At 44.5% G+C, this 12,138-nt stretch carries 10 protein-coding genes; 6 read left to right on the plus strand and 4 right to left on the minus strand.

What is annotated here, in order from left to right:
* Positions 1 to 21: 21 nt before the first annotated feature.
* Positions 22 to 726, minus strand: coding sequence for a DUF445 domain-containing protein (locus tag M1D72_RS00725; protein WP_456295161.1), 705 nt, complete (start codon positions 724 to 726; stop codon positions 22 to 24).
* Positions 727 to 1,041: 315 nt separating this feature from the next.
* Between M1D72_RS00725 and M1D72_RS00730 the strand changes: the two genes are divergently transcribed.
* From M1D72_RS00730 to M1D72_RS00745, 4 genes are all read left to right on the plus strand, one after another.
* Positions 1,042 to 2,010 (plus strand): arginine deiminase-related protein, encoded by a 969-nt coding sequence (locus M1D72_RS00730; protein ID WP_456295162.1) that lies wholly within the window; start codon positions 1,042 to 1,044, stop codon positions 2,008 to 2,010.
* Positions 2,011 to 2,220: 210 nt separating this feature from the next.
* Entirely contained in the window at positions 2,221 to 2,778 is a 558-nt protein-coding gene (locus tag M1D72_RS00735) for a flavodoxin family protein (RefSeq protein WP_390192910.1), read from the plus strand.
* Positions 2,779 to 3,191: 413 nt separating this feature from the next.
* Positions 3,192 to 4,073, plus strand: a complete 882-nt coding sequence (locus M1D72_RS00740; RefSeq protein ID WP_456295163.1) for a formate dehydrogenase accessory sulfurtransferase FdhD — start codon at positions 3,192 to 3,194, stop codon at positions 4,071 to 4,073.
* A 12-nt stretch (positions 4,074 to 4,085) separates the two neighbouring features.
* Positions 4,086 to 6,395, plus strand: coding sequence for an FdhF/YdeP family oxidoreductase (locus M1D72_RS00745; protein ID WP_456295164.1), 2,310 nt, complete (start codon positions 4,086 to 4,088; stop codon positions 6,393 to 6,395).
* Between the two features lie 74 nt (positions 6,396 to 6,469).
* Here the strand turns inward: M1D72_RS00745 and M1D72_RS00750 are convergent, their stop codons facing one another.
* On the minus strand, positions 6,470 to 7,384 hold the full coding sequence (locus tag M1D72_RS00750; protein WP_456295165.1) for a DUF368 domain-containing protein: 915 nt from the start codon (positions 7,382 to 7,384) through the stop codon (positions 6,470 to 6,472).
* Between the two features lie 616 nt (positions 7,385 to 8,000).
* On the opposite strand from M1D72_RS00750, the gene gltS reads away from it, so the two are divergent.
* The gene (gene gltS / locus M1D72_RS00755; protein WP_456295166.1) at positions 8,001 to 9,227 is read left to right on the plus strand and encodes a sodium/glutamate symporter; all 1,227 of its coding nucleotides are present in this window, start codon (positions 8,001 to 8,003) and stop codon (positions 9,225 to 9,227) included.
* A gap of 47 nt (positions 9,228 to 9,274) precedes the next feature.
* Here the strand turns inward: gltS and M1D72_RS00760 are convergent, their stop codons facing one another.
* Together M1D72_RS00760 and M1D72_RS00765 are read right to left on the minus strand one after the other, a co-directional pair.
* Positions 9,275 to 9,919 carry a flagellar brake protein gene (locus tag M1D72_RS00760; protein ID WP_456295621.1) on the minus strand — a complete coding sequence of 215 codons (645 nt, stop codon included), beginning with the start codon at positions 9,917 to 9,919 and terminating at the stop codon, positions 9,275 to 9,277.
* A gap of 363 nt (positions 9,920 to 10,282) precedes the next feature.
* Positions 10,283 to 10,780, minus strand: coding sequence for a GNAT family N-acetyltransferase (locus tag M1D72_RS00765; RefSeq protein WP_456295167.1), 498 nt, complete (start codon positions 10,778 to 10,780; stop codon positions 10,283 to 10,285).
* 134 nt (positions 10,781 to 10,914) lie between these two features.
* Between M1D72_RS00765 and M1D72_RS00770 the strand changes: the two genes are divergently transcribed.
* The gene (locus tag M1D72_RS00770; protein ID WP_456295168.1) at positions 10,915 to 12,105 is read left to right on the plus strand and encodes an MFS transporter; all 1,191 of its coding nucleotides are present in this window, start codon (positions 10,915 to 10,917) and stop codon (positions 12,103 to 12,105) included.
* The last annotated feature ends 33 nt before the right edge of the window (positions 12,106 to 12,138 follow it).

Genomic DNA, 12,138 nt, shown 5'->3' on the forward strand with positions numbered 1-12,138 from the left:
TGAGAGAAAGAAGGCGAGTAGTTAGAGAATGGAAGCTGAAATGACGCCAATAATACCGCCGAAGATACCTCCCCAGACCACCAACCAACCAAGATGTTGCTTAATCATCGCTTGAACAATTTCCTTGACCATTTTTGGGGTCAACTCATTGAGGCGTTGGTCGATAATGTTTTCGATATTCTGTTGAATCTCTTCCATCATTTGTGGTGATTCAAGTTGCTCTTTCAGAGCCTGTTTGACGGTGTCACTTTGGCTAATCTCAATGATAGATTCCTGCATTTTCTCAACAAACGGTGCCTTTAGTGGCTCGAGTGCTTCTGCACCGCCAAACATGGTCAGCATGCCACCAAATGATGAGTTGGAAATCACTTCGACTAACGAATCAAACGCCGGGTGCAAATCAATTTTCTCAATCACCGGTTTTAAATTGAGACTGTTCTCTCCTGCCATTTCTTTATTTAGGAATCGATCAATATTCGTTTGTGTGAAAAATTGCTGCATCATCAATGTTTTGATGGCGAGCTTAAACTCTTCAAAGCGGGCGGGAATCACGCCTGATCCATACAATCCGGGCACCTTTTCAAACAGCATATGGATAGCAAGCCAGTTGGTTACAGCGCCAGAAAAAGCAAATAAACCAGCATAAAGAACGACGGTATTGCCAGTAACGTATCCGGCAAATAGCAACACCAGTGCAATAACGTTGGTGATAAAACTCTTATTCATGATGATCTTAAGTGAGGTTGAAGAATAATGATCGCTAGAGTATAGAGTTGGGCACCATTTGAAACAACCCCGCGAATGCTCGCGGCTTTTTGCAACTAACATCGTTAACCATGACATCCAATATAAGAAATTCGAGAGGGATTTCCGATAACATTTTTTGGGTTTTTGACTTTCTGAAGTGATTATTGCTGATTTTACTCTTTATAACCATAAATATTCCTTTTACGTGCAGTCTTTATGACTTAATTCAGTAATTCTTTATGTAACATTGTGATTACAATTTCGATATTGATGGATCAAAATAAGAGTATGGCGATGTTTCGAGACCCTATGTCGATGACGCAACAATCAAGCTCTGTACAAAACGCCCAGTGCGTAGTCATGGTGCCACCCAAGGAATTCAAATTTAACGCCCTGACCGCGCAAGATAATGAATTTCAAAATAAGCTTAACTTAAGTGATGAAAAGGTTCGTCAGCAAGCTCTGCGTGAATTTCAAGTTATGGCTTCGATACTTCGCGCCGAAGGCATCGAGGTGATTGAATTCGATTATCCTTTGTCTGACATACCCACTCCTGATGCGGTGTTTCCAAATAATTGGTTTAGCACCACTCAACGGGGTCAGCTCTTTACCTTTCCTATGGCATGTGAAAATCGCCGTGAAGAAGTAAAGGTATCGGCTCTGATTGGCGCGCTGAAAAATCAAGGGCGTCAAACCACGCAGGTGGATAGCCTCGAAGCGTACACGGAGAGCAACGCATTTCTGGAAAGTACGGGCGTTATGGTCATGGACCACCTCAATCACACCATCTACGCAGCATTGTCACAGCGCTGTGATCGAGAAGTGTTGGAAGACTATGCGCAGCGCATTGGCTACTCGAAGGTGATTTCGTTTCAGACTGCGCTTCCGTCAGGCATGCCTATCTATCATACCAATGTCATGATGTCGGTTGGCGAACGTTTTTGTGTGATTTGTGATGAAGTTATTCCTGAGTTTGAGCGCCGCTTCGTGCTTAAATCCCTTGCTAAAGATAAGCAAGTCATCTCGATTTCTCTTGAGCAGATGAATCAATTCTGCGGGAATATCTTGCAGCTACAAGCGACCAATGGACAGAAAGTGATTGCCATGTCGCAGTCTGCTTTTCAGGCGTTCTCACTTGCACAGCGTCAGCAATTGGCAACTCACGGTAAGCTCCTCGCGTTTGATGTTTCAACCATTGAACAGATTGGTGGAGGCAGTGTTCGTTGCATGCTTGCCGAGGTTTTTCTTCCTACATCGTTGTGAACGAATGAGTGTATAAGTGGTCAACTAAAAAGGGAGCATTTTGTTCCCTTTTTTTTTGCGTTTTATCAACGGCGACATCGTGGTGAATGTTAGCTGGGAATACTTATTCCCTAGCGTGTTCGTACTATAGTTAATAAGTCGATTCGCGCATTCATCTGAGTTGGAGCCGAACGCGGCGATTTAAACCCAAAAGGCGAAAGGAGAGAAACAATGAGCAAAGAGAGCATTGTGGTCGTGTTTCACAGTGGATATGGTCATACCAAAAGACAAGCAGAAGCGGTCGCTAAAGGGGCGAATGCGACGTTAGTCGAGATTTCCTCTGAGGGTGAAATCTCTGAGGAGCAGTGGACACTTCTGGATGATGCGGGTGCGATTGTATTTGGTACGCCTACGTATATGGGTATGGCGAGTTGGCAATTTAAGAAATTTGCTGATGCATCGTCAAAAGCTTGGTTTGAACAAAAATGGCAAGATAAGATCTTTGGTGGTTTTACCAACTCGGGGTCGTTAAACGGTGATAAGCAAGCGACAATGAATTACCTGTTTACACTTGCGATGCAGCATGGCGGGGTTTGGGTTGGTCTTGGCATTTTGCCCGCGAATACTCTGGCTGCAACACGAAATGATGTCAATAATCTGGGCGCTTCAATCGGCGCATACATGCAGTCACCAACGGACGCGGGAGCGGAAGATATTCCTCAAGGTGATGTTGACACTGCGGTGTTGTACGGTGAGCGAATTGCCAAAACCTTAGCTCGCTGGAAATAATCGTTAAAGCGGTTTATTCAGAGCGAAATAACCATACCGCGTTGTTTCGCTCTTCCTTTCTTCCTTGCAAACAATGATTTGTTTTCATTTTTGAAATCTTTTATTGCGATTTTTGGTCATGGTTTGAATGGTTGTGAAAAACCGCTAAATAGACCGAAATTGATGGATATTGCCCAGATGCGCAGCTAAATTTTATTTCTGAGTGTGGGTGGTTGAATTATTGTTTTATTGACGCCTATCATAGCAAGGAGTAATTTAACCATAATTTCACAAAGGAAACTCAGCTGAGTTTCGCGCGAAATCATTGAAGTCGTCGGTCTGGTCTCGATGCTCTGTGTTGCTAAGCACTCTGTCTATTTGTCCCCTCTCTGACGCTCGTCCTCGCGTATTCTAACAAACTCAAGAACGGTGTCATGCAATCAAATAAAGTCAGCAATTTGCGCGATGATGCACCCGTGTATCTAACGCGCGTTAACCGTAAGCGTTACACTCGTCATCGTGGCTATCGCTTTGCCGAAGATGTACTCGCAGTGGAAGAGCCTCTGCAAATCAGCATCGAATGGCAAACCGAGCAGAGCACACAGTGTGAGCTGTGGAGCATGACAATGCGTACGCCTGGTGATGATACCAATTTGGTGTATGGATTGTTACTGAGTCAAAGCGTCGTGGACAGCTGGCTGGATATCCAAACCATCCGTTACTTTGACGAGCATACTAGCCACGCAATGAATCACGTGATCGTGGTACTGAAACCGGGTGTTGAGCCTCGTTTGGCTTCGTCGAGCCGCCGCTTTGTGAGTACGTCAAGTTGTGGTGTCTGTGGTGCCACATCAATACGTGCGTTACAGCTTTCGAATCCGCATGATATAGACCAAAGCCAGCATTGGCTATCGTCTGAACAAGTTCTTAACTACCCGGTTTTACTTAACCGTCATCAACAGCAGTTTCACGATACTGGTGCGGTACATGGTGCTGCATACATCGTCGACAATCAATTAATTGCAGTTGCTGAAGATATTGGTCGCCATAATGCTTTAGATAAGCTTTTAGGGCATTTAGCCCGTCAGCAGGCGATGCACCCCCGTGGTGTCGTTGTACTAAGCAGCCGCGTTAGCTTTGAGTTAATGCAAAAAGCGGTGATTGCTGGCGTCTCTACCATCGTCTCCGTTGGCGCGCCATCTAAAGTGGCAGTCGACATTGCCCGTCAATTTGATATGACGTTGATTGGTTTTACCAAGTCTGATTACTTTAATTTATACCATGGACACTGGCGCATGAAGCCAGAGCAAGAATAAGAAGAGAAGCGAATGAGTTATAAACAATATTCTGGATCGGCAGGGGGTTGGGGCGCGCTTAAAGCCACCACTCAGCACCTGTTTAAAAGTGAGAATGTCGCGAAGAACATCTCCAATTTATTACGCACTAACCAAGACCATGGTTTTGATTGCCCAGGTTGTGCATGGGGAGAAAAGGGTGTCCCTGGGCGTTTTCGTTTCTGTGAAAACGGCGCGAAAGCCGTTAACTGGGAAGCAACAACGCGTCGTGTTGATAAAGAATTCTTTGCGCAATATTCGGTGTCTTGGTTAAACAAACAAACGGATTACTACCTTGAATATCAAGGTCGATTGAACGAGCCGATGTGCTACAACCCGGAGACTGATCATTATGAGCCGATCAGCTGGGATGATGCATTTGCGCTGGTGGCGAAACATCTAAACCAACTTGATGATCCAAACCAAGCTGAGTTTTATACTTCGGGCCGAGCCAGCAATGAAGCGGCGTTTGTCTATCAGTTATTTGCTCGCCGTTTTGGTACCAATAACTTCCCTGACTGTTCAAACATGTGCCATGAAGCAACCAGTGTTGCTCTCGCGAAAACCATCGGTATTGGTAAAGGTACCGTGACGATTGAAGATTTTGAAATCGCGGACGCGATTTTCTTGTTTGGACAGAACCCGGGGACTAACCACCCTCGTATGCTTGAAACACTTGCTGCGGCAAATAAGCGTGGTGCACAGGTGGTGGCATTCAATAATCTCAAAGAGCGAGGGTTAGAGCGATTTACTAACCCTCAGCATCCATTAGAGATGCTAAGCAACGGTTCAACGCCGACCACGAGTCACTACTTTATGCCCAAGTTAGGTGGTGACATGGCTGTGGTTCGCGGTATGGTCAAAGTATTGCTTGAACGCCATCATCAAGCGCAGCAACAAGGCGATAGTATTTTTGATTTAGCATTTATCGCCGAGCATACCCAAGGATTGGACGATTACCTTGCAACGGTAGAAGCTACACCTTGGGAGCAAATTCTAGAGCAGTCAGGCTTGTCGCAAGATGAGATTGTTCAAGCGGCGGATATTTATCTCAATGCAAAAACACGCATTGTGACTTGGGCTATGGGCGTCACTCAACACAAACATTCCGTGGCAACCATTCAAGAGCTCGTCAACTTGCAGCTGCTGTTTGGTCAAATTGGCAAACCGGGCGCTGGGCTTTGTCCTGTACGCGGTCACTCCAATGTGCAAGGTGACCGAACCGTTGGTATTAACGAAAAGCCGCCAGCTATTTTGCTGGAAAACATTGAGAAGGTGTTTGGCTTTGAGCCACCAAAATCTCATGGTCATAATGTGGTCAATGCACTTCAAGCCATGAGCCGTGGTGAGAGTAAAGTCTTTATTGGCCTTGGTGGTAACTTGGTTGCTGCTGCTCCTGATACTCAAAGGGTTATGGATGCAATGCGTCAATGTGACCTCACAGTGAACATTGCGACGAAGTTAAACCGCAGCCATGTAAACCCTGGTAAAGCCTCACTGATTTTGCCGTGCTATGGGCGCACCGATATCGATATGCAAGCCTCTGGGGAGCAGAAAGTGACGGTAGAGGATTCATTCTCTATGGTTCATGCGTCTTCTGGACGCGTGGATGTAAGCGCTGAGTTGATGCGCTCCGAAATCGCGATCATCGCTGGTATGGCTAAAGCGGCCCTTGGCGAAGAGAACCCAGTCAATTGGCAATCTCTGGCTGATGATTACGGCAATATTCGTGACTATATCGAACAAACCATTGCAGGCTTTACTGATTTTAACCAACGTTTGGATCAGCCGGGTGGTTTCTACTTGGGCAATAGCGCACGTGAGTTACGCTGGAATAATCCACAAGGTAAAGCACAAATCACCAGCAATACCTTGCCTGAAAGTATTCTCCATCATGACGTGAAAAGTACCGCGAAACGTCCGGTGTTTGTATTACAAACGATGCGTTCACACGACCAATATAATACCACTGTCTATGGTTATGATGACCGTTATCGTGGTGTTTTCGGTGAGCGTAACGTGGTGTTCCTAAACCCTGAGGATATTGAAGCTCTAGGTCTGCAATCCGAAGCTCTGGTTGATATAGAAACACTATGGACCGATGGTAAAACGCGTAAAATTCATGGTTTCAAAGTGATTCCATATCAGATTCCCAAAGGCAACATCGCGGCTTACTTCCCTGAAGCCAATGCGCTAATCCCACTTGAAAGTAAAGGTGACTTTAGCGATACGCCAACCTCCAAATCGATTGCCGTGGTGCTCACTCCAAGTGACGCTAGTAATACATTGGTTCGCAGCGCTTAAGGTAAGCGAAGTCGATAAAAAAGAGGCCATGGGGCCTCTTTTTTTAATCTCATATTTTATCGTTGGAATATGATTTATTCTTGGTTTGCGAACTTCTCTAACCCTAACACTAAGCCAATCGCGCATAACATCAAGACAATCGCTAAACCTAACTGCGCGGGTTCTTGGGTTACGGACTCAAAGTTAAATGGAGAGAGGTTATTTTGAACTAGAGGAACCAATTCACCCTTTGAGTTTTCACGCCAAGAAACGGTTTCTTTCCATGGCCAAATCTTTGGCAATGTTCCAAGCATCAAACCGATTAGAAATAAAAACGTTTGATCTCGGTAGCGTTTGAGTAACCAAGACAGAAGGTGTGAAAAGCTAAGCAGGCCAATCACACAGCCGCATAAAAACATCACGAGCAAAGACGCTTCTGCATTCTTAACGGCCGCAAGAACAGGCGCATACATACCGATCATCAGCAAAATAAAACTGCCAGACACGCCTGGAAGAATCATGGCACAAATTGCGATGGCACCTGCAAATAAAATGTTGAGCGAAGTGGATTCTAAGTGGAGAGGTTTTAACACAGTAATGCTGTAAGCGACGCCAATGCCAATGAGCATGAACACAAAGCGCAGCGCGGTTTTCTTTTCGACTTGCTTTAGCATGTGGTAAACCGACACCAAAATCAGACCAAAGAAGAATGACCACAAAGGAATAGGGTGATGATTGAGAAGCCAAGAGATTAACTTCGCGAGGGTCGCGATGCTCGTGAGGATTCCGCCAAACAACGCAATGAGAAAAAAGCCATTGATGTGATTAAACGCGGCTTTGAAGCCTTCGCGTTTCCAGAGACCCAATAAACTTGGATTCACACGACGAATGCTTTCAAGTAACGTATCGTAGATGCCAGTAATAAATGCAATGGTACCACCGGAAACGCCGGGGACAACGTCCGCTGCGCCCATCGCCATGCCTTTTAAGAAGGTGCTTATATAGTTCATTTAGCCATTAATACTTGTGATTAGAATGTGCAAAGTATACTGATTTCTAATCCTAACATTGTAAAAAAAGTACGAATTTCTTAAATTGATAATATTGTCTATAAGTAAATAGATGCATATCGTTCTGCACATGGTTGCAAAATGAAATTGCAAAATGCAAATAGAATGGCGTGCCATTGGTCAAATTAACGGATATTTAATAAAATTTGACCAAAAATAACTTGGCACAACTTATGCTTTATGTGTAGTGACCCTTATTAAGCCGAGGGTCACCTAGCCAACTGACGTTGTTAGTGAATAAAATTTGTTCACAATTTATGTAGCCAATCGAATATATTCGGTTGGCTTTTTTTTCGCCCAAGATTCATCAGTCTTTGATTCCTTCCTCGAAGGGGAGTCTCACCTCTAAGAGCGGCGTTGGGTATAAGCTGTCATTATTCGCTTGCGATTTAAGGTAAGTGGGCCATTCCATTGATGAGCCGTGCCTATTGGCATTGGTTGTGATTTTTATACTGAATTTCATCTACACACTTGACGGTTGGTCGCAAGTGACGAAGTGCTGCGTGGAGTTCAGTGTGTGCTCGCGAACACATTTAATAGATGATAAAGAGGTGGTATGAACCAAGTTATTTCCATTGGCACCCTAGAGTCGTTTCTGATCGCAATTGGCGTTCTGTTTTTAGGTCACTTTATTAATTCTAGAATCCCGCTTTTAAAGCAGTTCAATATTCCTGAGCCTATTGTCGGTGGGTTAATGGTTGCCTTGGTCATTACGTTAGTGCATTTTCAGGGGGTGGATTTAGCCTTCTCTTTGCCACTACAGAACACCTTTATGTTGATGTTTTTTAGTACTGTTGGATTAGCGGCAAATTATACCCAGTTGTTAAAGGGGGGAATGAAGGTGTTTATCTTTCTCGCCGTTGCATCTGGATATATTGTGCTGCAAAACGGTGTGGGCGTGACATTAGCCAGCGCAATGGGGTTAGATCCGCTGATGGGGTTGATAGCTGGTTCGATTACACTTTCTGGTGGTCATGGCACTGGAGCCGCATGGGCTCAGACGTTTTCAGAAAGTTACGGGCTTTCAAATACGCTAGAAATTGCGATGGCTTCAGCGACCTTTGGGTTGATTATCGGAGGGATTATTGGTAGCCCTGTTGCTCAAAAACTGGTCAACAAACATCAGCTTGAGTCTGATTATGGCAGTGCAGGACACACACATGAAAAGCATCCGGAAGTTGTGACCTATAACGAATATGAAGAAGAAAAAATCACGCCGAAAAAAGTCATCGAAGTGCTGTTCATTTTGCTGTTTTGCGTTACCGGGGCTAAGTATCTTGAGCAGTGGGTGAGTCATTATGAAATCAGTTGGTTGATGATTCCTGATTTTGTTTACGCCTTGTTTATTGGCGTTTTTATTACCAATGTGATTGAGGTGAGTAAAGTCAGAAAGCTTGATACTGACACGGTGGATTTACTTGGAACCGTTTCTCTTGCATTGTTTTTAGCCATGGCTCTAATGAGTTTAAGGCTGTGGAATATTTTTGATTTAGCGATCCCGTTTTTAGTGATATTGGCAGTGCAGTCGGTCGTGTTGGGGTTATTTGCTTATTTCGTGACTTTTCAGGTGATGGGGTCGAATTACGATGCCGCGGTGATGTCCGGCGGACATTGCGGTTTTGGGCTGGGCGCCACGCCAACAGCGGTGATGAATATGGGCTCACTGGTGACCAAATTTGGCCCGTCTCCTCAGGCGTTTATGGTGGTACCGATTGTCGGAGCCTTTTTTATCGATATTGTTAATTTAATTATTTTACAAGGCTTTATTAGTTTCTTTGGTTAAATAAATAGCCCGCGATCTAGCGGGCTTATGGTTTGTTTAATGATACTTCAGGCTCTTAGTGTGAGCCGAGTGCCATCAAACTTCAAATGGCCCAAAAGCTTTTTGGCTGCTTGTTGACCGAGTTCATCAAACTCCACCCCGTAGCGCGCATAGTGTAAAGAACGCTGCAAGTTACATATTTTTCCGTGCAGCGGCGCCATTTGGACCTGATGCCTAGTATCCACTTTTACATGCAAATGGACAATATCACCGACTTGGAAACTCTTAGCGAGTGGTGCTGTGACAAATCGGCAACCTCCCTTTGAGAGATCGCGAATTTCCCCATCAACATGGTGTTGTTCCGTGCTGACTTTGGTAGCAAGATTGAGCTCATACCGAGGTTCTTTTCGCAGCTGAGCGACTTGCATGGTTTGCGGAACGGAGATAGCCACCATCGGGATTGGATGGAGATAGAGCTGTACTATCTGGCTACGAAAATGAACCAGCGCACCTTCTCCGCGTTGAGAAATGGCACGCACTACGAGCCAGAACCCTTCTTGGAAATAATAATCCAAGTCATCATCACTGATAGTTGGAAGTTCAATCAGGGCGATATTTTGGCTGTGTTTACCGATAAACGCTGTTTTTGCGCGAAATGATGTACCGACTGGCGTAGTAATGCCAATGGTCATTTCGCCGCCATGTTCGATCATCGCTAACGCGTCCGTGCTGTTTAACGTTGAATTTCTTTTTTGTGTCACTGCTTATTACTTTTTATGTTTATGGGTATGTATCAGTATTGTTATTTCTATTTGCTGGGCGCATAGAGCACCCGTGTTGCAGTACGCTTACCCATATTATGGTTACTGTGATTTTAGTTCAAATACTCAGTACGCCATTTTTTTTGAGCTAGACAGCACTTCTGACTTTCATTTTGTCTTTAAATTGAGAATTTTATAAATAAGTATTTTTTCGACAATAAATTAATCAAATGCGAGTAGTGGTGGGGCTTGAGAGGTGAATTCAAATGAACCAAGGGCTTATTACCAGTTATACCATGATAAGCCCTGTGAACGTTAACAATTGGGTTTTAAGCGGGCCATATAATAGGTGTCGATGTATTTGCCATGGCGAAAAACGGAATTTTTCGCCTGTCCCTCAATCTCAAAACCGAATTTTTTATAGCAGGCGATCGCGGATTCATTATCACAATTCACTTCAATTTGAACGCGAGACACTTGCAACCAATTATCAGCAAGATCGAGGACGGTGGCGATCAGCCGTGAACCGATGCCGAGGTTGTGGTAATCATCATGAACGCCAATACCAAAGCTTGCACAATGCGCCGTTCTTGGACGTTGTGAATGCTCAAAGCCAATATTACCCACGACTTTACCGTCCACTTCAGCTACAAATGAATAGACACCTTGCGGCATACTCTCCAGTCGTTTTGTCCACATCGCGGTACTAGGGTTGGGTAATTGCAAGGTGCCCGCTTGAGCATTGGGTTGAGAATAGAGCTCTGCCAAGGCTTGTGCATCGCTGATCTGAGTCGGTCGAATGTGGATGTTCATGCCGCTTTCCTTTTTCTTATTAAACAGTATGTTATATCTCAGAAATAGAAAATAAAAGCCAGAACTTTGTTAATCAAATGTTGGTTAATGTTTCGAGAGCGGGTAGTATGCTTCTTTTTACAAGGATGCAAATCATGAACGCATTGAAGCGCTGGCAGACGCCTCAGCATTTCCTCATTTTTATTTCTATTATTGTGCCCATTGCGTTTTCAAGCTGGATGGCGCTACTCAATAATTTTGTGGTCGAAAAAGCTCAATTTGATGGGGCGGATATTGGGTTACTGCAGAGTGTGCGAGAAATCCCAGGGTTTTTAGCCTTTACCGCCGTGTTTGTTTTGATGTTTATTCGTGAACAGCGTTTCATGCTGGTTGCTCTTGCTCTACTTACAATGGGAACGGCCATTACGGGTTTTTTTCCTTCGCTGGTTGGCTTACTGCTTACTACATTGCTCATGTCGACGGGGTTTCATTATTTTGAAACCTTAAAGCAATCACTCTCTTTGCAGTGGTTAAATAAAGAAGAAGCACCAGAAATGTTGGGTAAGATGATTTCTGTAGGGGCTCTAGCGTCGTTACTCACCTATGGTGCGCTGTGGATCATGCTGGAGATTTTGCACCTTGATTACCTAACCGTGTATGCCACAACAGGTGGCTTAGGGTTGGTGTTGGTGGTGATTGCAGCCTTGATTTTCCCTGAGTTTAAATCAGCCACACCACAGAATAAAAAGTTGGTTCTGCGCAAGCGTTATTGGTTGTATTATGCACTCACTTTTATGAGTGGGGCTCGCCGCCAAATATTTACTGTTTTTGCGGGCTTTCTGATGGTGGAAGAGTTTGGGTATTCGGCAGCGGACATCACCATGCTGTTTATGATTAACTATGTATTTAACTTTTTGTTTGCTAAAAAAATTGGTCGCTATATTGGCGTCATTGGCGAGCGACGTGCACTGACCTTTGAATACATCGGATTAATTTTGGTGTTTATTGGTTATGCGTTGGTCACGAGCGCCGAATGGGCGGCGGCACTTTATGTCGTGGACCATCTGTTCTTTGCATTAGCACTTGCTATAAAAACTTACTTCCAAAAGATTGCCGACCCTGCAGACATGGCATCAACGGCGGGAGTATCGTTTACCATTAATCATATTGCCGCGGTTGTCATTCCAGTAACGTTTGGCCTCATTTGGCTTATTTCTCCTGCTCTGGTTTTTTATATTGGCGCGGGCATGGCAGGGCTCTCTTTGTTACTGGCGCTCAATATTCCGCTAAAACCTGAACACGGGAATGAAGTTGTACGTTTTGCAGTGAAAAAAGCAAACGCGTAACCCGATTATTCAGATGAAAGAATAAAAAAACAG

The sequence above is a fragment of the Vibrio sp. AK197 genome, from assembly GCF_053903115.1.

What these genes read in the sequence shown, in the direction of transcription:
- M1D72_RS00725 (WP_456295161.1), bottom strand. Translation starts at nt 726, where the DNA reads ATGAATAAGAGTTTTATCACCAACGTTATTGCACTGGTGTTGCTATTT.
- M1D72_RS00730 (WP_456295162.1), top strand. Translation starts at nt 1,042, where the DNA reads ATGTTTCGAGACCCTATGTCGATGACGCAACAATCAAGCTCTGTACAA.
- M1D72_RS00735 (WP_390192910.1), top strand. Translation starts at nt 2,221, where the DNA reads ATGAGCAAAGAGAGCATTGTGGTCGTGTTTCACAGTGGATATGGTCAT.
- M1D72_RS00740 (WP_456295163.1), top strand. Translation starts at nt 3,192, where the DNA reads ATGCAATCAAATAAAGTCAGCAATTTGCGCGATGATGCACCCGTGTAT.
- M1D72_RS00745 (WP_456295164.1), top strand. Translation starts at nt 4,086, where the DNA reads ATGAGTTATAAACAATATTCTGGATCGGCAGGGGGTTGGGGCGCGCTT.
- M1D72_RS00750 (WP_456295165.1), bottom strand. Translation starts at nt 7,384, where the DNA reads ATGAACTATATAAGCACCTTCTTAAAAGGCATGGCGATGGGCGCAGCG.
- gltS (WP_456295166.1), top strand. Translation starts at nt 8,001, where the DNA reads ATGAACCAAGTTATTTCCATTGGCACCCTAGAGTCGTTTCTGATCGCA.
- M1D72_RS00760 (WP_456295621.1), bottom strand. Translation starts at nt 9,919, where the DNA reads ATGATCGAACATGGCGGCGAAATGACCATTGGCATTACTACGCCAGTC.
- M1D72_RS00765 (WP_456295167.1), bottom strand. Translation starts at nt 10,780, where the DNA reads ATGAACATCCACATTCGACCGACTCAGATCAGCGATGCACAAGCCTTG.
- M1D72_RS00770 (WP_456295168.1), top strand. Translation starts at nt 10,915, where the DNA reads ATGAACGCATTGAAGCGCTGGCAGACGCCTCAGCATTTCCTCATTTTT.